The 19,644-nt window shown below is 72.7% G+C and carries 23 protein-coding genes; 14 read left to right on the forward strand and 9 right to left on the reverse strand.

What is annotated here, in order from left to right:
* The first annotated feature begins 42 nt into the window (after positions 1-42).
* From QMG39_RS05610 to QMG39_RS05620, 3 genes are all read left to right on the forward strand, one after another.
* Positions 43-1,404 carry an ion channel protein gene (locus tag QMG39_RS05610; protein ID WP_281882916.1) on the forward strand — a complete coding sequence of 454 codons (1,362 nt, stop codon included), beginning with the start codon at positions 43-45 and terminating at the stop codon, positions 1,402-1,404.
* A gap of 58 nt (positions 1,405-1,462) precedes the next feature.
* Positions 1,463-2,710 carry a cation:proton antiporter gene (locus tag QMG39_RS05615; protein ID WP_281882918.1) on the forward strand — a complete coding sequence of 416 codons (1,248 nt, stop codon included), beginning with the start codon at positions 1,463-1,465 and terminating at the stop codon, positions 2,708-2,710.
* A gap of 78 nt (positions 2,711-2,788) precedes the next feature.
* The gene (locus tag QMG39_RS05620) at positions 2,789-3,199 is read left to right on the forward strand and encodes an SHOCT domain-containing protein (RefSeq protein WP_281882920.1); all 411 of its coding nucleotides are present in this window, start codon (positions 2,789-2,791) and stop codon (positions 3,197-3,199) included.
* Positions 3,200-3,265: 66 nt separating this feature from the next.
* On the opposite strand, the gene QMG39_RS05625 is transcribed toward QMG39_RS05620, so the two are convergent.
* The 4 genes from QMG39_RS05625 to QMG39_RS05640 form a co-directional block, all read right to left on the reverse strand.
* Positions 3,266-3,553 (reverse strand): glutaredoxin family protein, encoded by a 288-nt coding sequence (locus tag QMG39_RS05625; RefSeq protein WP_281882923.1) that lies wholly within the window; start codon positions 3,551-3,553, stop codon positions 3,266-3,268.
* Between the two features lie 115 nt (positions 3,554-3,668).
* Positions 3,669-3,767, reverse strand: coding sequence for a 30S ribosomal protein bS22 (locus QMG39_RS05630; RefSeq protein ID WP_003792170.1), 99 nt, complete (start codon positions 3,765-3,767; stop codon positions 3,669-3,671).
* A gap of 98 nt (positions 3,768-3,865) precedes the next feature.
* Complete coding sequence (locus tag QMG39_RS05635) at positions 3,866-4,060, reverse strand: helix-turn-helix domain-containing protein (protein WP_281882925.1); 195 nt, start codon at positions 4,058-4,060, stop codon at positions 3,866-3,868.
* Between the two features lie 15 nt (positions 4,061-4,075).
* The gene (locus tag QMG39_RS05640; RefSeq protein ID WP_281882927.1) at positions 4,076-4,528 is read right to left on the reverse strand and encodes an ArsR/SmtB family transcription factor; all 453 of its coding nucleotides are present in this window, start codon (positions 4,526-4,528) and stop codon (positions 4,076-4,078) included.
* A gap of 127 nt (positions 4,529-4,655) precedes the next feature.
* On the opposite strand from QMG39_RS05640, the gene QMG39_RS05645 reads away from it, so the two are divergent.
* Positions 4,656-6,047 (forward strand): TrkH family potassium uptake protein, encoded by a 1,392-nt coding sequence (locus QMG39_RS05645; RefSeq protein WP_281882929.1) that lies wholly within the window; start codon positions 4,656-4,658, stop codon positions 6,045-6,047.
* A complete protein-coding gene (locus tag QMG39_RS05650) occupies positions 6,040-6,708 on the forward strand; it encodes a potassium channel family protein (protein WP_281882932.1) in 669 nt (222 codons plus the stop codon). The genes QMG39_RS05645 and QMG39_RS05650 overlap by 8 nt, the downstream gene beginning before the upstream one ends.
* Positions 6,709-6,737: 29 nt before the next feature.
* Here the strand turns inward: QMG39_RS05650 and proC are convergent, their stop codons facing one another.
* The gene (gene proC, locus QMG39_RS05655) at positions 6,738-7,583 is read right to left on the reverse strand and encodes a pyrroline-5-carboxylate reductase (protein ID WP_281882934.1); all 846 of its coding nucleotides are present in this window, start codon (positions 7,581-7,583) and stop codon (positions 6,738-6,740) included.
* Between the two features lie 22 nt (positions 7,584-7,605).
* Here proC and QMG39_RS05660 point away from each other — a divergent pair, with 22 nt between their 5' ends.
* Together QMG39_RS05660 and QMG39_RS05665 are read left to right on the forward strand one after the other, a co-directional pair.
* Positions 7,606-8,565, forward strand: a complete 960-nt coding sequence (locus QMG39_RS05660; protein ID WP_281882936.1) for a cation diffusion facilitator family transporter — start codon at positions 7,606-7,608, stop codon at positions 8,563-8,565.
* A gap of 5 nt (positions 8,566-8,570) precedes the next feature.
* Positions 8,571-9,290, forward strand: a complete 720-nt coding sequence (locus QMG39_RS05665; protein WP_281882938.1) for a glutamine amidotransferase-related protein — start codon at positions 8,571-8,573, stop codon at positions 9,288-9,290.
* A gap of 10 nt (positions 9,291-9,300) precedes the next feature.
* On the opposite strand, the gene tadA is transcribed toward QMG39_RS05665, so the two are convergent.
* Positions 9,301-9,780: a tRNA adenosine(34) deaminase TadA gene (gene tadA / locus QMG39_RS05670; RefSeq protein ID WP_281882940.1), complete on the reverse strand. Its 480-nt coding sequence runs from the start codon at positions 9,778-9,780 to the stop codon at positions 9,301-9,303.
* A 93-nt stretch (positions 9,781-9,873) separates the two neighbouring features.
* Between tadA and upp the strand changes: the two genes are divergently transcribed.
* Together upp and QMG39_RS05680 are read left to right on the forward strand one after the other, a co-directional pair.
* Positions 9,874-10,506, forward strand: coding sequence for a uracil phosphoribosyltransferase (upp, locus tag QMG39_RS05675; protein ID WP_281882942.1), 633 nt, complete (start codon positions 9,874-9,876; stop codon positions 10,504-10,506).
* Positions 10,507-11,060: 554 nt separating this feature from the next.
* The gene (locus QMG39_RS05680; RefSeq protein WP_281882944.1) at positions 11,061-11,801 is read left to right on the forward strand and encodes a winged helix-turn-helix domain-containing protein; all 741 of its coding nucleotides are present in this window, start codon (positions 11,061-11,063) and stop codon (positions 11,799-11,801) included.
* A gap of 94 nt (positions 11,802-11,895) precedes the next feature.
* On the opposite strand, the gene QMG39_RS05685 is transcribed toward QMG39_RS05680, so the two are convergent.
* The gene (locus QMG39_RS05685; RefSeq protein WP_281882947.1) at positions 11,896-12,144 is read right to left on the reverse strand and encodes an SCO4226 family nickel-binding protein; all 249 of its coding nucleotides are present in this window, start codon (positions 12,142-12,144) and stop codon (positions 11,896-11,898) included.
* 167 nt (positions 12,145-12,311) lie between these two features.
* On the opposite strand from QMG39_RS05685, the gene QMG39_RS05690 reads away from it, so the two are divergent.
* Genes QMG39_RS05690 through QMG39_RS05700 form a run of 3 tightly spaced genes read left to right on the forward strand, consistent with a single transcriptional unit; the run spans position 12,312 to position 16,381 of the window.
* The gene (locus QMG39_RS05690; RefSeq protein WP_281882949.1) at positions 12,312-15,185 is read left to right on the forward strand and encodes a helix-turn-helix transcriptional regulator; all 2,874 of its coding nucleotides are present in this window, start codon (positions 12,312-12,314) and stop codon (positions 15,183-15,185) included.
* A 9-nt stretch (positions 15,186-15,194) separates the two neighbouring features.
* Entirely contained in the window at positions 15,195-15,560 is a 366-nt protein-coding gene (locus QMG39_RS05695) for a VOC family protein (protein ID WP_281882951.1), read from the forward strand.
* Positions 15,557-16,381: a putative protein N(5)-glutamine methyltransferase gene (locus QMG39_RS05700; RefSeq protein ID WP_281882953.1), complete on the forward strand. Its 825-nt coding sequence runs from the start codon at positions 15,557-15,559 to the stop codon at positions 16,379-16,381. The genes QMG39_RS05695 and QMG39_RS05700 overlap by 4 nt, the downstream gene beginning before the upstream one ends.
* Positions 16,382-16,399: 18 nt before the next feature.
* Here QMG39_RS05700 and QMG39_RS05705 read toward each other — a convergent pair whose 3' ends face one another.
* Positions 16,400-17,296, reverse strand: a complete 897-nt coding sequence (locus QMG39_RS05705) for a DNA-3-methyladenine glycosylase family protein (RefSeq protein ID WP_281882955.1) — start codon at positions 17,294-17,296, stop codon at positions 16,400-16,402.
* Between the two features lie 191 nt (positions 17,297-17,487).
* Here QMG39_RS05705 and QMG39_RS05710 point away from each other — a divergent pair, with 191 nt between their 5' ends.
* On the forward strand, positions 17,488-18,288 hold the full coding sequence (locus QMG39_RS05710; protein WP_281882957.1) for a hypothetical protein: 801 nt from the start codon (positions 17,488-17,490) through the stop codon (positions 18,286-18,288).
* 75 nt (positions 18,289-18,363) lie between these two features.
* Here the strand turns inward: QMG39_RS05710 and QMG39_RS05715 are convergent, their stop codons facing one another.
* The gene (locus QMG39_RS05715; protein WP_281882959.1) at positions 18,364-18,582 is read right to left on the reverse strand and encodes a hypothetical protein; all 219 of its coding nucleotides are present in this window, start codon (positions 18,580-18,582) and stop codon (positions 18,364-18,366) included.
* A 118-nt stretch (positions 18,583-18,700) separates the two neighbouring features.
* On the opposite strand from QMG39_RS05715, the gene QMG39_RS05720 reads away from it, so the two are divergent.
* On the forward strand, positions 18,701-19,633 hold the full coding sequence (locus QMG39_RS05720; RefSeq protein WP_281882960.1) for a 5'-3' exonuclease: 933 nt from the start codon (positions 18,701-18,703) through the stop codon (positions 19,631-19,633).
* Positions 19,634-19,644: the final 11 nt, after the last annotated feature.

Genomic DNA, 19,644 nt, shown 5'->3' on the forward strand with positions numbered 1-19,644 from the left:
CGCTAGGCTTCCCGCGGGAGCGAACCTGCGGGGAGGGCGCGCATGGCCGAGGAGCGACCTGGCGACGGAGCGGCCGAGGCGGACGTGCCCGACGGCGCGGCCGGAGCGCGCACGAGCGGCGCCGGCGACGCCGCCACGGCAGCCGACGTGCCCGACGGCACCGGGAGGTCCGACCCGAAGCTGCTGCTGAAGCTCTCGATCCCCGCGATCGTCATCGGCATCGGCTCGGCGCTCGTGCTGGCGGGCCTCGACCTCGTCTCGGAGTGGGTGGACGAGTTCCTCTGGGACGTCGTGCCGGGCTGGGCGGGCGTCTCGGGCGATGCCCCGCTCTGGATCATCGGCGTGCTCACCCTCGCCGGCCTGCTGACCGGACTGATCGTGCGGTTCATGCCGGGCCACGGCGGGGAGGACCCGGCGACCGAGTCGCTCTTCCCCTCACCGATGGCGATGTCCGCCGTTCCGGGAGTCGCCCTCGCCGCGATCATCACGCTGTCGATGGGCGTGAGCCTCGGACCCGAGGGGCCCACCCTCGCCATCAACATCGCCCTCGCCGCGTGGGTCGGCAGGCGGTTCCTCCCGCAGCTGCCCATCGGCCCGCTCACCGTGATCGTCGTCTCCGGTACCGTGGGCGCGCTGTTCGGGTCGCCCGTCGGCGCCGCCCTGCTGGTGACGAGCGTCGCGATCGCGGTGCCGTCGAAGCGGCCGCTGTGGGATCGCATGTTCGCGCCGCTGATGGCCGCGGCCGCGGGCTCGATCACAATGCACTTCCTCGGCGCGTACAGCCTCTCGGCCGGATCGCCCGAGTACGCGGCACCGGCCGCGATCGACTTCCTCTGGGGCGTGCTGGTGCTGCTCGCCGCGATCGCGGCGGGACTCGCACTCGTCTACGGGATGAAGCCGTTGCACCGGGTGTTCCACGCGATGCGGAACCCGATCATCCCGCTCACGATCGGCGGACTGATCCTCGGGCTGCTCGGCGCGATCGGCGGGCCGATCACCCTGTTCAAGGGTCTCGACGAGCTGCAGGAGCTGACGAAGGAGGCCGCCGACTACGACGCCTGGCAACTCGCCGGGATCGTCGGCATCAAGATCGTCGCGCTGCTCATCGCCGCGGCGGCCGGATTCCGCGGCGGCCGGATCTTCCCGACCATCTTCATCGGCGGCGCCATCGGCATCCTCGCCGTGGCGATCGTGCCCGCCATCCCGGTCCCGGTCGCGATGGCCGCGGCCGTGCTCGGCGTCTGCCTCGTGGTCGTGCGCGACGGCTGGCTGTCCCTGTTCATCGCGATCGTGGTCGTCGGCGACATCGCCCTGCTGCCCATGCTGTGCGTGCTGATCCTCCCCGGCTGGCTGCTCGTCGCCCGGCTGCCCGAGATGCGCGTCGAGGAGGAACCCGCCGGCTGAGCGGCATCCGCCCGACCCGCCATCGACACGGCGCAACCGCTCGGGCAGAGTAGCGAGGGTGGAACTCCTCCTCGTCTTCGCCGTCGTGCTGCTCGTCGCGATCCTCATCTCCGGGCTCGCGCACCGCACGGTGCTGTCGACGACGGTGCTGTTCCTCGTGGCGGGGTTCCTGGTCGGCGACGGCATGCTGGGCTTCGTCCACTTCGGCGCGGACGACCCCACGGTCGAGATCATCTCGTCGCTCGCGCTGTTCGTCGTGCTCTTCACCGACGGACAGCAGGTCGGCATCCGCCAGCTGCGCGAGGCCTGGCGCCTGCCCGGCCGGGCGCTGCTGCTCGGGATGCCGCTGACGTTCGTGATCTCGGCCCTGCTCGGCGTCTGGCTGGTCGGCCTCGACTGGACCCAGGCGCTGCTCGTCGCCGCCGTGCTCGCACCCACCGACCCCGTGTTCGCGTCGGCGATCGTGGGCCGCGGCGAGATCCCGTACCGGGTGCGCCACCTGCTCGGCGTGGAGTCGGGCCTCAACGACGGACTCGCCCTGCCGGTCGTGCTCTTCCTCATCGCCGCGGCGGGCGGGCCGGACGCCGAGCCGCTCCAGCTGATCGAGGAGCTCTCCCTCGGCATCGTCGTCGGCATCGTCGTGCCCCTGGTCGTCAGCTGGCTGGTCCGCCGGCGGATGTTCTCGCGCACGCCGCTCTACGCCTCGCTCACCCCGGTCGCGGTGGGCCTGCTCGTGCTCGGCATCTGCGAGCTCACCCACGCGAACCTGTACCTCGCGGCCTTCGCGGCGGGCATCACCATCGCCAGCGCGGCGCCGGAGATGCGCGAGGCGTACCAGGAGTTCGGCGAGCAGTTCTCCGAACTCATCAAGCTGCTCGCCGTGCTGCTGTTCGGCGCGCTCATCTCGCCGATGTTCCTCGCCGAGGTGCCGCTGGGCGGCTACGTGTTCGCGATCCTGCTGCTCGTCGTGGCGCGTCCGGTGGCCGTCGAGGTCTCGCTCCTCGGCAGCGGCATGCCGTGGCAGGAACGGCTCACCGCGGCCTGGTTCGGGCCCAAGGGCTTCGCCTCGGTGCTCTACGGGATCCTCGTGCTGCAGTCCGGCGCGCCCGCGGCGGACGAGATGTTCCACATCATCGTGGTGGCGATCGTCATCTCGATCGTCGCGCACTCGTCGACGGACGTGCCGATCGCGGGATACTTCGCCCGGCGCTATCGCGAGCGGCTCGACACGACCCCCGCGGATCCGCACGATGACGGGGCGGAACCGCCCGGGGATCCGGATTCCGACACCGCGACGCGTTCCTAGACGCGGCGGTGCGAACAGCGCTACGGTCGGGAGTGGGCGGGGGGCCCCACCTCCGCGGCTGACTCGAAAGGTTCGTCCATGGACTTCTGGGCATCGTTCTGGAACATCATCTGGCTGTCGTTCGTGATCTTCATCTGGATCGCGTACCTGATGGTCCTGTTCACCATCCTGGTGGACCTCTTCCGCGACCACGAGCTCAACGGCTGGTGGAAGGCGCTCTGGATCGTCTGCCTCATCTTCGTGCCGCTCATCACGGCGCTGGTGTACCTGATCGCGCGCGGGCCGAACATGGCCAAGCGCCAGGCCGCGCAGGTGCGGGCGGCGCAGGAGGCGCAGGAGAGCTACATCCGGCAGGTCGCGACGCCGACCAGCGCCGCCGACGAGATCGCCAAGGCGAAGGCGCTCCACGAGGCGGGCACCATCTCCGACGCGGAGTTCGCGCTCCTCAAGGAGAAGGCGCTGAAGCCCGAGACGAACAACGTCGCCTGATCGCACGAGCGAACACGGGGGCGGTGCCGGTGTCGGCACCGCCCCCGTCGTCGTTCGCGGGAGCGGCTACGCGTGCTCGAGCAGCGCGGACTTCAGGCGCACGGGGTCGACCCGCCAGTGCGCGTGCTCCTCGCCGTCGATGAGCAGCACCGGGATGAGCTCGGCGTAGCGCTCGCGCATCCGCTCGTCGTCGAGGATCGAGGCCTCCTCGTAGGCGACCCGCGGGCCGTCCGGCAGCGCGGCGAGCTCGTCGCGCACCGCCAGCACCACGTCGCGCGCGTCGTCGCAGAGGTGGCAGCCGGGCTTGCCCAGCAGGGTGATGCGGATGCCCGGGTCGGGCGCGTCGGTGCTCATGGCATCCACTCTAGGTTCCCTGCGGGCACCGGATCCCCTCCGGACAGCACGACGCCGGACAGCACGAAGCCCCGGGCCGTACGGCTCGGGGCTCGGGCACAGCAGCCTGGCGCGACTACTTCTTGTTGCGACGCTGGTGGCGCGTCTTGCGAAGGAGCTTGCGGTGCTTCTTCTTCGCCATGCGCTTGCGGCGCTTCTTGATCACAGAACCCACGGAATACCTCACAGAACGTCTCGGGGTCGGCCGGGCGTGCCTCGGCCTGACGGCGATATGCCTCGGTGTAGTGTAGCCGATTCCGCTGGTCGCGGCGCTCAGGCGGTGTGGGCGACCCCGCCGCGCACCGCGTCGGCGATCGCCGACTCGGGCACGCGGAACGAGCGCCCGAACCGGATCGCGGGCAGCTCCCCCGCATGCACCAGCCGGTATACGGTCATCTTCGACACGCGCATGATCGCGGCGACCTCCGCCACGGTGAGGAACCGCACGTCCGACAGGTCATCCGCCATCGCCGATCGCCTCCGTCAGGGCTTGAGCTTCTGGGTCGCACCCTTGACCGCGGTGCTCGCGCGCTGCGTCGTGGAGCGCACCTGGTGCGCGGTCTCGGCATACGCCTTGCCGAGCTTCTCGGCGAACGCGCGCTGCTCGTGCTTGAGCGTCTGCAACGCGAGCTCGGTGACGCGCTCCGCGTCGTTGCCGGCGAGGAACGGGTAGAGCCAGTCCTCGATGTGCTCGAGCGGCTCTGCGACGAGGTGGTAGTAGCGGTGCTGCCCCTCCTCGCGCACCTGCGCGAGACCGGCCTCCCGCAGCACCTTGAGATGCTTCGAGACCGTCGGCTGGCTGAGGCCGAGCGCAGCGACGATGTCGGAGACGCTCAGCTCCCCGACGCCGTCACCCGCGATCTCGGCCCGTTCGCGCAGCACACCGAGAATCTCTCGCCTGGTCGAATCCGCCACCACGTCGAAGATGTCCGCCATGGGTCAAGGCTAGTCATTCCCGTTCAGGAGTACCATGACTCTCCGGTACGGCCGCGGGGGTGCGGTCGCGACGCGGAACCGCGGAGGGATACGGATGCGGACGGATGTCGGCGAGCGCAGGACGCCGATGGCACGCGCGCGCAGCTTCGCCTCCGGCCTCGCCGAGAGCTCGCCCGCCCGCTTCGCGATCCTCATCTTCACGGGCCTCATCCTCGTGCTCACCGCGGTGCTCGCCCTGCCGATCTCCGCCGCCGACCGCTCGGCGACCCCGCTCGCCGACGCGCTCTTCACGGCGGTGAGCGCGATCTGCGTGACCGGGCTCGTCACGGTCGACATGGCCACGCACTGGTCGACGTTCGGCAACGTGGCGATCCTGATCGGCCTGCAGGTCGGCGGCATCGGCGTGCTCACGCTGGCATCCATCCTCGGCCTCGTCGTCTCACGCCGGCTCGGCCTGCGCCAGAAGCTCATCGCCGCGAGCGACACGAACCCCATGCGCACCCATGCGGGCCCCGTCGCGGAGAGCCAGGCGGTGCGCCTCGGCGAGATCGGCGGCCTGCTCACGACCGTCGCGGTGAGCGTGCTGGCCATCGAGCTCGTCCTGACGATCCTGATCGTGCCGCACCTGCTGATCCTGGGCTGGGAGCCGTGGCCGGCGATCTGGAAGGGCTTCTACTTCGCGGCATCCGCCTTCACCAACACCGGGTTCGTGCCGACCGTCGAGGGCATGGCGCCCTTCGCCGAGGACGTGTGGATGCTCACCGTCATCGGCCTCGGCGTGTTCGTCGGGAGCCTCGGCTTCCCCGTCATCTTCGCCCTCGCCCGCAAGGTGCGCTTCGGCGCCCGTTTCTCGGTGCACGTGAAGCTGACGCTCGTCGCAACCCTCGGGCTGCTCGTGGTCGGCGCGCTGTTCATCGCCACACTGGAATGGAACCACCAGCCGACGCTCGGGTCGCAGGAGCCGTGGTTCCGTCCGATCACCGCGACGTTCCTGTCGATGATGACGAGATCCGGCGGATTCTCGACCGTCGACGTCTCGCAGATGAACGGGTCGACCCTGCTCGGCATGGACATGCTCATGTTCGTCGGCGGCGGCTCGGCGTCGACCGCCGGCGGCATCAAGGTCACGACCCTCGCGGTGCTGTTCCTCGCGGCGTTCGCCGAGGCCCGCGGCGACCAGTCGATGAACGTGTTCGAGCGCCGGATCCCGAACGACGTGCTCCGCCTCGCGGTGAGCGTCGTGCTCTGGGGCGCGACCATCGTCGCGACCGCGGCGATCGCGATCCTGCACATCACGAAGGAACCGCTCGACGTCGTGCTCTTCGACACGATCTCGGCGTTCGCGACCTGCGGGCTCAGCACCGACCTGCCCGGACGATCACCCGATTCGGTGAAGTACATCCTGTCGGCGACGATGTGGGCGGGGCGCGTTGGTACAGTGACGCTGGCTGCGGCCCTCGCCGCGTCCCAGCGCAGGCAGTTGTTCAAGCGGCCGGAAGAGAGGCCCATCGTTGGTTGATCGCATCAGACACGACGCCCCGGTGCTCGTGATCGGCCTCGGCCGGTTCGGCGCCGCCACCGCGGGCCAGCTCGACCGCCTCGGCCGCGAGGTGCTCGCCATCGACGCGAGCGAGTCGCTCGTGCAGAAGTGGTCGGAGCGCGTCACGCACGCCGTCGTCGCCGACGCGAAGTCGATCGATGCGCTCCGCCAGATCGGCGCCCAGGACTTCTCGATCGCGGTCTGCGCGGTCGGATCGTCGGTCGAGGCATCCGTGCTCATCACCGCCAACCTGGTGGACCTGAAGATCCCCCAGATCTGGGCGAAGGCGATCAGCCAGTCGCACGGCAAGATCCTGGAGCGCATCGGCGCGAACCACGTCATCTACCCCGAGGCCGAGGCCGGCGAGCGCACGGCGCACCTGGTCAGCGGCCGGATGCTCGACTTCATCGAGTTCGACGACGACTTCGCGCTGGTGAAGATGTACCCCCCGCGCCCGATCCGCGGCAAGAACCTCACCGAGTCGGGCGTGCGCACCAAGCACAACGTGACGGTCGTCGGCGTGAAGAGCCCGGGCAAGCCCTTCACCTACGCGACCGAGCAGACCGTGGTGTCGAACCACGACCTCATCATCGTCTCGGGCACCGAGGGCGACATCGAGAAGTTCGCCTCGCTCGAGTAGCGGCGCGGCCCGGATCGCCGGGCGACGGCTCAGGCCCCGGCGGCCATCTCCCGGGCGCGCGCGAGCGCCGCGTCGGTGGCGCGGTCGAACACGTCCTGCAGCCCGGATGCCTCGAGCACGGCGATCGCGCGCTCGGTCGTGCCGTTCGGGCTGGTGACGCGGCGGCGCAGCTCGGCGGGCGGGTCGTCGGATGCCGCGAGCAGCTCGCTCGCGCCCCGGAACGTGCCCTCGACCATGAGCGACGCCTGCTCGGCGGTGAAGCCCTTGGCGACGGCCGTCGCAGTGAGCTGCTCGATCAGGTAGAAGACGTACGCGGGCCCTGAGCCCGAGATGGTCGAGAGGGCGTCGAGCTGCGACTCGGGCACCACGAGCACGCGGCCGACGGTCTCGAAGAGCGCGACCGCGACCGCGAGGTCGTCGTCGGTCGAGCGGGTTCCGGCCGAGAGGCCGGTCACGGCGCGGCCGACCACGGCAGGCGTGTTCGGCATCGAGCGGATCACGTGCACGTGCTCGGGGAGGTGCCGCTCGAACGTCCGGATCGTGACGCCGGCGGCGACGCTCACCACGAGCGTGCCGGGCTCGAGCGCATCGGCGATCTCGTCGAGCAGGTCGGGCACCATGGCCGGCTTGACGGCGACGACCACGATGCGCGCGCCGGCGACGGCCGCGCGATTGGCACCAGCATCCGTCTCGGTGGCGAACGCGGTGACCGTCTCGTGCACTTCCAGCTCTGCCGCGCGGGCCGCGCTGCGGTTCGTCGCGCGCACGCCCCCCTCGACCTCGACGCCGGGCTGCAGCAGGCCGGCGAGGACGGCGCGGGCCATCGAGCCGGCCCCCAGGAACGCGATTGTGGGCAGAACGACGGAGGTGGTCACCGCTCCATCCTAGGATTGCCACATGAGCACGTCCGGCGGCACCCGAGCCATCCTCGCGGCCTTCCTCGCGAACCTCGGCATCGCGATCACGAAGTTCATCGCGTGGATCTTCTCCGGCTCGTCGTCGATGCTCGCCGAGGGCGTGCACTCGCTCGCCGACGCCGGCAACCAGCTGCTGCTCATCTGGGGCGGACGGCAGGCCAGGCGCAAGGCCGACCAGGAGCATCCGTTCGGCTACGGCCGCGAGCGGTACGTGTACGCCTTCGTGGTCGCGATCATCCTGTTCTCGGTCGGCGGCGTGTTCTCGATCTACGAGGGCATCGAGAAGCTCGCCGACCCGCACCCGCTCGAGGTGTGGTGGCTGCCGCTGCTCGTGCTCGCGATCGCGATGGTGCTCGAGGGCTTCTCGCTGCGCACCGCCATCGTCGAGTCGAACAAGACGCGTGGCGATCGCTCGTGGTTCCAGTTCGTGCGCCGCGCGAAGGCGCCCGAGCTGCCCGTGGTGCTGCTCGAGGACGTCGCGGCACTGATCGGCCTCGTGCTCGCGTTCATCGGCGTGGGCCTCACCGTGCTGACCGGCAACGGCGTCTGGGACGCCGTCGGCACCCTCGCCATCGGCACGCTGCTGATCGTCGTGGCGATCGTGCTCGGCATCGAGACGAAGAGCCTGCTCGTGGGCGAGGGCGCCAACCCGCGCGACCTCGAGGCGATCGAGGCCGCGGTGCTCGAAGGCGACGAGGTCGAGCGCATCATCCACATGAAGACGCTCTACCTCGGCCCCGAGGAGCTCATGGTCGCCGCGAAGATCGCCTTCCGCGCCGATCAGCGCCTGCTCGAGGTGGCCGCCGCGACGAACGCGATCGAGAAGCGCGTGCGCGAGGCGGTGCCGGTGGCGCGGGTCATCTACTTCGAGCCCGACGTCTGGATCGATCCGGCCGCGCTTCCGGCGACCGACGTGATCGTCATCAAGGGCCTGGACTGAGCGACATGCGCACGGTGCTCGTCGTGCGCCACGACACCGCGATCGGGCTCGGCAACCTCGGCCCGGTGCTCGAGCGACGGGGCTATCGCATCGAGTTCGCGGACGCCCCGACGGGCGCGGTCGCCGGCGTCGACCCGCTCGCGCACGACCTCGTGCTCGTGCTCGGCGGGGACGAGTCGGCGTACGCGCTCGACGCCTACCCGTACCTCGCCGACGAGGTCGCGCTGCTGCAGGCCCGGGTCGCCGCCGAGGCGCCCGTGCTCGGCGTGTGCCTCGGCGCGCAGCTGCTCGCGCAGGCCATGGGCGGCCGCGCCTACCGCGGCCCGGCGAAGGAGGTGGGCTGGCTCGAGGTGCGGCCCACCGCGGCCGGCGCGCACTCCCCCGTGCGCCACGTCGCGGGGGTGCCGGTGGTGCAGTGGCACGGCGACACGTTCGACCTGCCGGAGGGGGTCACGCGGCTCGCGGGCTCGCCGCAGTACCCGAACCAGGCCTTCGGCCGCGGCGACTGGCTGCTCGCGGTGCAGTTCCACCCCGAGGTGACCGAGGAGATCCACGAGGACTGGCTCGCGCTCTGGGGCGACGAGCTTCCCGGGTACGGGCTCAGCGTCACGCAGCTGCGCGCCGAACGTGCCGAGTACGGCGAGCGGATGCAGCGGGCATCCGCCGCCCTGCTCGAGGACTACCTCGACCGGATCGAGGCGCGCGCACGTCCGTCCGCGGCCTGACCCGCGAGGCTCAACGCCCGGGGCGGCGGTCGGGGTCGTCGAAGAAGTCGCGGAGCATTCGACCGGACTCGTCCTCGAGCACGCCCGCGAACACCTCGACGCGGTGGTTGAGGCGCCGGTCGCGCAGCACGTCGTAGAGCGAGCCGGCCGCCCCGGCCTTGTCGTCCCAGGCGCCGAACACGACCGTGGGCACGCGCGCGGCCACGATCGCGCCGGCGCACATCACGCACGGCTCGAGCGTCACGACCAGCGTGCAGCCGGTCAGGTGCCGGTCGCCGGTCGCCGCGGCCGCACGGCGCAGGGCGAGCACCTCGGCGTGGGCGGTGGGGTCGCCGGTCGCCTCGCGCTCGTTGCGCGCGGTCGCGATCACGCTGCCCTCGCCGTCGACCACGATCGCGCCGACGGGCACGTCGCCGGAGGCCGCGGGGGCGGACGCGGCCTCGTCGAGGGCGAGGCGCATCCAGGCCTCGTGGTGCGCATCGTGGGGCATCCGCTCCCCCTTCGTGGTCCCCGGCCGTCCGGTCCGGTTCCGAGCCTATCCGCGCCGTGCGCCGGGGACGCGCCGCGCCCTAGACTGGCGACCATGCGAGTCCACGTCGCCGACCACCCGCTCATCACCCACAAGCTCACGGTGCTCCGCGATCAGGACACGCCGTCGCCCGTGTTCCGCTCGCTGGTCTCGGAGCTGATGACGCTCCTCGCCTACGAGGGCACGCGCAACGTGCGCGTCGAGCCGGTCGACATCGTGACCCCGGTCGCCCCGACGACGGGCGTGCGCATCGCCGAGCCGAGGCCGCTCATCGTGCCGATCCTGCGCGCAGGGCTCGGCATGCTCGAGGGGATGACGACGCTGCTGCCGAGCGCCGAGGTCGGCTTCCTCGGCATGGCCCGCGACGAGGAGACGCTCGAGCCGACGACCTACGCCGAGCGGCTGCCCGACGACCTCACCGACCGGCAGTGCTTCGTGCTCGACCCGATGCTCGCCACCGGCGGATCGCTCATCGCCGCGATCGACTACCTGCTGGCGCGCGGAGCGGAGGACGTGACCGCGGTGTGCATCCTCGCCGCCCCGGAGGGCCTGCGTGCGGTCGAGGAGGCCATGGCCGACCGCGACGTCACGGTCGTGGTGGGCGCGGTCGACGACCACCTGAACGAGCACGGCTTCATCGTGCCCGGCCTGGGCGACGCCGGCGACCGGCTGTACGGCACCGTCTGACCGCCGCGCCCGGGTCGCCGCGGCCCCGCCGGCCGGTCGCACGGTCTGCGCCGGCGGCCGCTTCTGACGAAGGTTCTTCGGCCTCGCGGCGCCTGTGCCGGAAACGATCGCGGAAACTTTTCTGAATCCGCCTCTCGTCGAATCTTCTTCATCCGGGCCGGTCAGCGCGAGCAGTCCGCCGACGATCCGCGTCGGCGGCCGCATCCGCTGCGCAGTCCCACTCCACAGACCCGGCGTCATGAATTGACACACTCCCCCATGCCCGCTTTACTTGCCCGCATGACCGACACCACGCGCACCCCGACCTCCTTCGAGGCGATCGGGCACGCCGGCATGATGATGGCCGGCCGCGCGAGCATGTGTTGTCGAATGTGCCGCTGACCCCAGGGTCCACGTCGAGCACGCAGCGCCGAGATCCCGGCCGACGCCTGCTCCCGGACACGCCCGACCGGCACGTCCGCCTCCGCCCCGCATCCGGGGCCCGCGCAATCCCGACCCGCTCCAGCGCACCGCACCGCGCCGGGTCGCCCCGCATCATCACGAAGGATCGACCGATGTCTCTCGCCCAGCTCTCCACTCCCGCTCCCACCGTCGCCCCCGCCGTCCGCCCGGCGGTCGCCCTCGCCGATCGACGCGAGGCCGCCCAGGCGGCGCCCGCCGCATCGGCCCCGTCCGCACCGCGCATCCGCGCCGTCCCCGAGGGCTCCGAGGCGCGCGGCTTCGTCTTCTACGTGGGCATCGACGAGGCCAAGGCCGAGGCCGACGGCACCAGCCTGCACGAGATCGTCGCCGAGCTGCGCCGCCTGACCGCCCAGCTCGCACCGTCGGCGGAGACGTACGCCGCCGTCGCCCTCGCCCCCGAGGGCGCGGGCGGTCGCGACGTCGACGTCGTGCGCCTCGCACTCCAGGAGCCGACCGCGCTCGCGCAGCAGCACGCCGACGAGGCCGACGCCGACCGCCACCCCGACGGCGTGATCATCGACATCTCCCGCAAGCGCGTGCTGCTCGACGGCGAGCCCGCAGGCCTCACCTACAAGGAGTTCGAGCTGCTGCAGTACCTCGTGCTGCGCGAGGGCCGCACCATCGACCGCCACGAGCTCATCGACGGGCTCTGGGGCGACGCCGACGACGCCCCGAACGAGCGCACGATCGACGTGCACGTGCGGCGCCTGCGCTCCAAGCTCGCCCACTACGAGGACATCGTGCGCACCGTTCGCGGCGCCGGCTACCGGTTCGACCGCCACGCCGACGTCTCGATCCGGCAGGCCTCGACGCCCAGCCCCGACGTGTTCTGATCCCGTTCGTTCACGTGCCGCGTCACCGGGCATGCGAACGGGCGGAACGGGTTCGGGTCCCGTTCCGCCCGCGTGATCGCGAGTCGTCGTCCGGTCAGACCTCGCCCGTGATCTCGTAGACCTCCGCCGTCGGGTGGCCGGCGCGCTCGTGCACGCGCATCACGGCCTCCTTCGACGGACCGGTCGACAGGCACCACACCTTGCCGCTCGCAGAGTCGATCCAGGCGTGCGCGAAGTGCACGCCCTCCGCCGCCTCGATCGCCAGATCGGCGTCGTGCGCCTCCGAAAGCTGCTCCGTCGTCACGCCGACGAATCCCTCGTGTACGTCCATGAACTGTGCCATCGCACGCTCCCTTCCTCCGGCATCCCACGATGTCCGCGTGACTCCCACCATGGCCGCTGCGCAACCACGTGCCATCGGCCATCCGACCGATCATGTGTCGGCGCCCTCCGAGCGGGGTCGGCCGATCCGTACACTGGCCGCATGCCGCCCGAGACGAGTCGCCGCCGATGAGTGGGCCGTCGCGGGTCTGCCCGGTGCTCGTCGGCAGGGCCGACCTCCTCGCGCTCGCCGAGCGGCGCATCGCGGAGTCGCGCGAACGGGGGCACGTGCTCCTGCTCGCGGGCGAGGCGGGCATCGGCAAGACGCGACTGCTCGGCGAGGTTACCGATCGCCTGCCCGAGGGCACCGCGCTGCACGCCGCGGGCGCCTACCCGCGCGACGCCGAGGCGGCGGGCGGACTGCTGCTCGCGCTCGCCGATGCGCTGACGCGCTCCGAGTCGGGCGACGCCCCCGAGCACGGCCGTCGCCTGCGCGAGCTGCTCGCCGGCAGCGCCGATGCCGAGCGGTCGGATGCCGCGCGCCATCGCCGCATCCTCGTCGGCGACCTCGCGGGCACCTGTCTCGACCTCCTCGCCGCGGGTCCGACCGTGCTCGCCATCGAGGACCTGCACTGGGCCGACGACCTCAGCCTCGACGTGCTCGAGCGCGTCGCCGACGGGGTGCCGTCAGGCGGCCTGCTGGTCGCGACCTATCGCAGCGACGAGCTGTACCCGAGGTCGAGCCTGCGTGGGTGGCGGGCCCGCCTGGTCTCGCGGCGCGCGGCCGAGGAGGCGCGACTCGGCCGCCTCGACGCCGGCGGCACGCGAGCGATGATCGAGTCGATCACGGGGCGGACCGCCCCCACCGACACCGTCCGGCGACTGCACGCGCGCGGCGACGGGATCCCGCTGCACGTCGAGGAGCTGCTCGCCGCGACCGACGAGCGCGACGGCGACGCGGCCGTGCCGGACACGGTCGCGGACGCGGTGCTCGTGCGGGCGGAGCGGCTCGGGGCGGTCGCACGAGAGCTGATCGCCGCGGCGGCCGTCATCGGGCGGTCGTTCGACCTCGACCTCCTCGCCGCGGTCGCGTCGCACGACCCCGATGCGGTGGACGAGGGCATGACCGAGCTCGCTGCCGCCCAGCTCGTGGTGCCGGGCGGCGACGGCCGCCGGTTCGACTTCCGGCACGCACTCATCCGAGACGCGATCCACGGGGCGATCCCACCGCTGCACCGGCGTCGCCTGCACGCGGCGGTCGCGCGCGCGGCCCTCGTCGCGGGCTTCGGCGACGCATTCGTCTCCGATCAGTTCGAGCAGGCCGGGCTGGCGGCGGAGGCGCACCGGCACGCGCTCGCCGCCGCGCTCGACGCGGTCCGGGTGTCGGCCCACCGCGAGGCGGTCGACCTGTACCGGCGGGCCGAGCGGACGATGCCCTCGGCCACGCCCGCCCCGCTCCGGGCCGACCTGCGCGCGCGGCTCGCGAACGAGCTCGCCGCGATCGACGACAGCCGGGCGGCGGCCGACAAGTTCCAGGCGGCGATCGCGCTGCACCGCGAGAGTGGCGACGAGGTGGCCGCCGCACGGCTCGTTCCCGCGCTCATGGCGTCGCGGCACCTGCTGGGCGACGACCTGGCCGCCCGGTGCCTGCTCGCCGAGACCGCGCTCGAGCGCCTCGACGGGCGCGACGACGTCCCCGACGCGGTGGTGGCGGGCCTCCTCGCGGCGCTTGCAGCGGCCACCATGCTCAGTCGCCTGCTCGACACCTCGATCGGGTACGCCGAGCGGGCGCGCGCCCTGGTGCCCGCGGGCGAGGCACCCGCGCTGCGCCGCCACATCGACACCACGCTCGCGAGCGACTACCTCTTCGCCGGGCGCTCGGCGGAGGGCTGGTCCATGCTCGAGGGCGCGGTCGCCGAGGCCGCCGGCGCGGGCCAGGAGGCCGAGGCGTCGCGCGGCTACCGGATGGTGGGCTCCAGCGGTTCGGTGCTCGTGGAGTACGACCATGCGACCGAGTGGATCGCGCGTGGCATGGAGTACACCGCGCGGGTCGAGAGCTGGAACGACCACCACTACCTCGCGGCGCACGCCGCGCACGTGCGCTGGGCCACGGGCGACTGGGCGGCGGCGGACGACCTCGCACGGCGCGTGCTCGCGGACGGCCAGGGCGGCATCACGACGCGCATCACCCTCCTGCACGTGCTCGGCTACCTCGAGCTCGGGCGTGCCCGCTTCGACGCCGCACGCGCGCACCTCGAGGAGGCCCGCGAGCTCGGCGAGCGCATGGCCGAACTGCAGCGACTCTCGCCCGCGCTCTGGGGGCTCGCCGAGGTCGCGGCGCACGAGGGTCGTCACGACGACGCGGTCGCCCTCACCGGCGAGGGCCTCGACGCCTCGCTCGCGGTCGAGGACGCCGCCTACCTCTTCCCGCACGTGCTCACCGGCGTGCGCGCCCGGGTCGCGCTGCGGCAGCTGGACGACGCCCGCGCGTTCCTCGACGCCGCCGGTCCGCCGGTGCGCCGCCGTGGCATCCCCGGCACGCTGCCCGTGCTCGACCACGCCGAGGGCGTGCTGCTGCTCGCCGAGGGACGCACGGGACAGGCCCGCGAGGCGCTCGAACGCGCGGCCACGGCGTGGCGCGGCCGCGGCCGGGCCTGGGAGGGCGTGCAGGCCCTCGTCGACCTGGCGGGTGCCTGCGCGCGCACTCGCCGCCCGTCGGAGACGGCCGCCCACGCGGCATCCGCTCTGGAGTGGGCTCGCGAGATCGGGAGTCCGCTGCTCGAGCGGCGTGCGGCCGACGCCGCGACGGATGCTCCGGACGGCGCGATCGGCCCGCTCAGCGCGCGCGAGGTCGACGTCGCCCGGCTCGTCGGCGAGGGCGCGACGAACCGCGAGATCGCGCGTCGGCTGGTCATCTCGCCGAGCACGGTCTCGACGCACGTCGAGCACATCCTCGCCAAGCTGGGCATGGCCCGGCGCACCGAGGTCGCCGCCTGGATCGCTGCGCAGAGCGTCGGTGCAGTCGATGCTCCGGCCGTTGCCCGCCCGCCGGAGCGCGCGTAGGGTGACCGCATGCTGACCGTCGGGACCGTCGTGCTCGGGGTCGACGACCTGCAGCGCGCGATGACGTTCTGGTGCGCCGCGCTCGACTACGTGCCCCGCCACGAGCCGCGGCCGGACTGGGTGATCCTCGATCCACGAGCGGGTACCGACGCGGGCACGTCCATCGCCCTCTCGCAGGACCGCTCGCGCGTGAGCCTGCCGCCCCGCATGCATCTCGACCTCTACGCCGACGACCAGCAGGCGGAGATCGACCGCCTCGTGGGTCTCGGCGCGCGGCACATCGACTGGGACCGCTACCCGCCCGGCGCCGACTGGATCGTGCTCGAGGACACCGAGGGCAACCGCTTCGACGTGATCGACACCAGCGGGGCATGACCGGGTCGGTCGAGGTGCCGCCGGTCGCCGAGACCGCACTCGTCGCCAGGCTGCGTGCGGCCGGGTGCGTGTTCGCCGAGGAGGAGGCCGCGTTGCTGGTCGAGGCGGCGACGGATGCCGGTGAGCTGGAGCAGCTCGTGCGGCGACGCCTCGACGGCGAGCCGCTCGAGCCCCTCCTCGGGTGGGCGGAGTTCCGCGGGCGGCGCATGGCCGTCGGGCCGGGCGTGTTCGTACCGCGGCGGCGGTCGGAGTTCCTTGCCCAGCTCGCAGTCGCAGCGTGCCGCGGAGTCGAGGGGCGCCCGGCCGTGCTCGTCGAGCTGTGCTGCGGGGTCGCGGCGATCGCCGCGGCAGTGGCCGCGGAGCTGCAGGACGCGGGGGTCGCGGTACGCGTGCACGCCGCGGACGTCGACCCGGTCGCGGCCGGCTACGCACGGCGCAACCTCGCCGAGTTCGACGGGTTCGTCGGCGTCGGCGACCTGGACGCCCCGCTGCCGCGCGAGCTGCTCGGGCGCGTCGACTGCCTGGTCGCGAACGCGCCCTACGTGCCGACCGACGAGGTCGCCCATATGCCGCGCGAGGCGCGAGACGCCGAGCCGCTGGTCGCGCTGGACGGCGGGCCGGACGGGCTCGCGCTGCACCGCCGCATCGCCGCCGCGGCGCCGCGCTGGCTGACGCCTGGCGGGGTCGCGGTCATCGAGACGAGCGAGCGCCAGGCGGAGGCATCCGTCGCCCTGCTCGTGGCAGCCGGGCTCGACGCGCATGCGGAGCGCTCCGAGACCCACGGTGCCGTGGCTGCGGTGGGGCGGATGCCCGCGGCCTGACGCCCGGTGCGACCCCGCTCAGCGCGAGCGGTGGTCGACGAAGGCCGCCCGCGGCGCGCGGCGCGGCTTGCCGGGGACCCCGGCTGCGCCCAGCAGGCGCACGACGCGCTGGCGGTGGCCGCGCCACGGCTCGAGCGCCTCGAGCATCTCGTCATCGGTCATGTCGCGGCCGAACATGGCGTGCCCGACGTAGTTCGACAGGTGGTAGTCGCCGACCGACAGCGCGTCGGGGTCGCCGAACGCGCGCTGGGCGATCTCGGCCGCGGTCCACTCGCCGATCCCGGGCACGTGACGCAGGCGCGCGAGGGCGTCGTCGGGTGCCATCGCCGCGGCCTCCTCGAGGCGGTCGGCGTAGCGGGCGGCCACCACGATCGTGCGGGAGCGCGCGGGGTCGACGCCCGCGCGGTGCCACTCCCACGACGGGATGCGCGCCCACTGCTCGGGCGACGGCACGACCCGCATCCGGCGCGGCGTCGGGCCGGGCGCGACCGCGCCGAAGCGGCGCAGCAGGTGCCGCCACGACGCGTGCGCCTGGGCCGAGATGACCCGCTGCTCGAGCACCGCGGGCACGAGCGCCTCGAAGACGCGCCCGGTGCGGGGCATCCGGAGGCCCGGGTTGCGGCGGTGCGCCTCGGTGACGAGCGGGGTGATCGGGTCGAAGCCGGTCGGGTCGTCGGCGCCGCCCGCGAGGTCGGGGGCGGATGCCACGGCCTCGCGCGCTCCCGGACCCCACGCGTCGCAGCGCAGCGCGTCGCCCCGCCGCGTCACCCGCAGGGTCGCGGCGCCGTCCGACATGAGCGTCGTGCGCCACACGGCGCCCGCGTCGTCGACGAGCTGCGTCGGGTCGCCCGGTCGGCGCCGGAGCGGCGACAGCGTCGCCACGACATCGGTCGGATGCCGTGGGATCCAGCTCACCGTCGCATCCGCTCGCACCCCTCCAGTGTGCACCCGACCCCTGCCACTCTCCTCACCGCGCCGGTGTGCCCTCGCGTCTCCGGACGGGCTCGCACCGGCGGACCGATCACCCTCCCCAGATCGACCGGAACGGTTCGATCGCATGTCTCCGAGGTGCGAGGATGTCTCGGACCGTCGGAAGGAGGGCGAGCGTGCCATCCTCCGGGGTGTTCCGGCCCGAACGCGGCGTGATCGCGATGAACCTGGTCGCGAGCCTCGTGATCGTCGGATTCGGAGTGCTGCTGATCTGGCTCGCCGCGGACAGCCGGAGCGCGTGGCTCCTCGCGGTGTCCCTGCCGCTCATCCCGATCGGCGCATGGATCGCCGCTCGCTGCCTGGTCATGCGGATCACGTTCGACGCCACGGGACTCCACATCGTCGGATTCGTGCGCAGTCGCCGCATCCCTCGAACCGCCGTGCTCTTCGTGGAGCAGGGCGACCTGGAGCTGCCGATGATCCAGTGGTCGATGCCGGGTGCCGTCGACCGGTGGAGCATCCTCACCCCGCTGATGCTCAACCCGAGTCCGTTCCTGCCCGCGTCGATGTACAGCCGCAGGCACCGCTTCCTCGCGCAACTCCGACGCTGGGCACCGGACACGGACGCCGGCGACGTCCGGCCCGGAGCATGGTCCCGCATGCTGGACGCGCTCGCCTCGGCGGTCATGGCGATCGCACGTTCGCCGTTGCTCCGCGTCGCGTGCGCGATCGCAGCGATCGCGGTCGCCGTGGGCGCGTACTGGCTGGGCGTGGCGACCATGACGACTGTGCTGCAGACCTCGTACGAACCTCGTCCGCGCGGCTGGTTCGCGCCGCTCGGGCTCTCCGCGCTCGCGGCGGAGGCCTCCTACTGGCTCCTGCCGCTCCGGACACGCCGACCGCGCACGTGGCACATCGCTCTCGCAGCACTGATGTCGCCGCTCGCCGTGCTGACGCTCACGGCGCTCTTCGCCTGACGCGGAGTGCGCGCATCGCGGCGGATCGGTCGCCCGTCGCGCTGCCACGTCTCGGACCGTGCGCCGAAGCCCGGCCTACTCGGCGCGTCGACCGGACGACTCGGCTCGCTCCCGAGCGCGACGACGGGATCCGCTGACCAGCATCGCGAGGGCGGGCAGCACCGAGATCAGGCCGACGAACCAGGCGAAGAGGTCTCCCGAGACGACCCCCATCACGATGAACCCGGCCGCGACGACCACGAAGACCGACCCGGCGACGATGAGCGAGCGCGACGACCAGTCCTCGGGGAACATGTCACCGCGTGCGCGCGGCTCCGGGCGACAGCCGTGCAGGTGTGGAGAATGCGGTCGCGGATCGGGGCGGCACGAGGCCGTCGCGCCGGGCGTCCGTGGCCTCTGCGAGACTGTGGTCGTGACCGACCGCCTCATGCTCCTGGACACCGCGTCGCTGTACTTCCGGGCCTTCTACGGGCTGCCCGACACGCTGCGGGCGCCGGACGGCACGCCCGTGAACGCCGTGCGCGGGCTGCTCGAGTTCATCGCGAAGCTCGTCGGCGACTTCGAGCCGACGCACCTCGTGGCGTGCTGGGACGACGACTGGCGGCCGCAGTGGCGAGTCGAGCTGATCCCGAGCTACAAGGCGCACCGCGTCGCCGAGGTCGTCGAGACCGGCGCCTCGGTCGAGGAGGTGCCCGACCCGCTCGAGGTGCAGGTGCCGGTGATCCGCGAGGTGCTGGCCGCGCTCGGGGTGCCGGTCGTGGGCGCGCCCGACCACGAGGCCGACGACGTGATCGGCAGCCTCGCGACGCAGGCGGAGATGCCCGTCGACGTGGTGACCGGCGACCGCGACCTGTTCCAGCTCGTCGACGACGCGCAGGCCGTGCGGGTCGTCTACACGGCGCGCGGCATGAGCCGGCTCGAGGTGCTCACCGCGGCATCCGTCGTGGAGAAGTACCGCGTGCTGCCCGAGCAGTACGCCGACTTCGCGGCGCTGCGCGGCGACACCTCCGACGGGCTGCCGGGGGTCGCGGGCATCGGCGAGAAGACCGCGGCGAGCCTGCTGGGCGAGTTCGGCGACCTCGACGGGGTTCGAGCGGCGGCGACGGATGCCTCCTCGACGATGTCCGCCCGGTTGCGCGCGAAGCTCGGCGAGGCATCCGACTACCTCGACGTGGCCCCGAGGGTCGTCGAGGTCGTGCGCGACCTGTCGCTCGGGCTCGATCTCGACGACGCGCGGATCACCGCGCCCGACGCCGACGCGACCGAGGCGCTCGGCGAGCGCTGGGGCCTGGGCGCAGCGATGCCCCGTGCAGCCGCCGCGTTGGAAGCGGCCGCACGGGGCTGATCGCGCAGGTG

The sequence above is a fragment of the Agromyces rhizosphaerae genome, assembly GCF_027925245.1.
GTDB lineage: Bacteria > Actinomycetota > Actinomycetes > Actinomycetales > Microbacteriaceae > Agromyces > Agromyces rhizosphaerae.

Excerpts from the sequence above, each read along its gene's own strand:
- QMG39_RS05620 (WP_281882920.1), top strand. The coding sequence starts at position 2,789 with ATGGACTTCTGGGCATCGTTCTGGAACATCATCTGGCTGTCGTTCGTG.
- QMG39_RS05640 (WP_281882927.1), bottom strand. The coding sequence starts at position 4,528 with ATGGCGGACATCTTCGACGTGGTGGCGGATTCGACCAGGCGAGAGATT.
- upp (WP_281882942.1), top strand. The coding sequence starts at position 9,874 with ATGCGAGTCCACGTCGCCGACCACCCGCTCATCACCCACAAGCTCACG.
- QMG39_RS05690 (WP_281882949.1), top strand. The coding sequence starts at position 12,312 with ATGAGTGGGCCGTCGCGGGTCTGCCCGGTGCTCGTCGGCAGGGCCGAC.
- QMG39_RS05665 (WP_281882938.1), top strand. The coding sequence starts at position 8,571 with ATGCGCACGGTGCTCGTCGTGCGCCACGACACCGCGATCGGGCTCGGC.
- tadA (WP_281882940.1), bottom strand. The coding sequence starts at position 9,780 with ATGCCCCACGATGCGCACCACGAGGCCTGGATGCGCCTCGCCCTCGAC.
- QMG39_RS05680 (WP_281882944.1), top strand. The coding sequence starts at position 11,061 with ATGTCTCTCGCCCAGCTCTCCACTCCCGCTCCCACCGTCGCCCCCGCC.
- QMG39_RS05700 (WP_281882953.1), top strand. The coding sequence starts at position 15,557 with ATGACCGGGTCGGTCGAGGTGCCGCCGGTCGCCGAGACCGCACTCGTC.
- QMG39_RS05685 (WP_281882947.1), bottom strand. The coding sequence starts at position 12,144 with ATGGCACAGTTCATGGACGTACACGAGGGATTCGTCGGCGTGACGACG.
- QMG39_RS05635 (WP_281882925.1), bottom strand. The coding sequence starts at position 4,060 with ATGGCGGATGACCTGTCGGACGTGCGGTTCCTCACCGTGGCGGAGGTC.
- QMG39_RS05610 (WP_281882916.1), top strand. The coding sequence starts at position 43 with ATGGCCGAGGAGCGACCTGGCGACGGAGCGGCCGAGGCGGACGTGCCC.
- QMG39_RS05625 (WP_281882923.1), bottom strand. The coding sequence starts at position 3,553 with ATGAGCACCGACGCGCCCGACCCGGGCATCCGCATCACCCTGCTGGGC.
- QMG39_RS05695 (WP_281882951.1), top strand. The coding sequence starts at position 15,195 with ATGCTGACCGTCGGGACCGTCGTGCTCGGGGTCGACGACCTGCAGCGC.
- QMG39_RS05645 (WP_281882929.1), top strand. The coding sequence starts at position 4,656 with ATGGCACGCGCGCGCAGCTTCGCCTCCGGCCTCGCCGAGAGCTCGCCC.
- QMG39_RS05660 (WP_281882936.1), top strand. The coding sequence starts at position 7,606 with ATGAGCACGTCCGGCGGCACCCGAGCCATCCTCGCGGCCTTCCTCGCG.
- QMG39_RS05715 (WP_281882959.1), bottom strand. The coding sequence starts at position 18,582 with ATGTTCCCCGAGGACTGGTCGTCGCGCTCGCTCATCGTCGCCGGGTCG.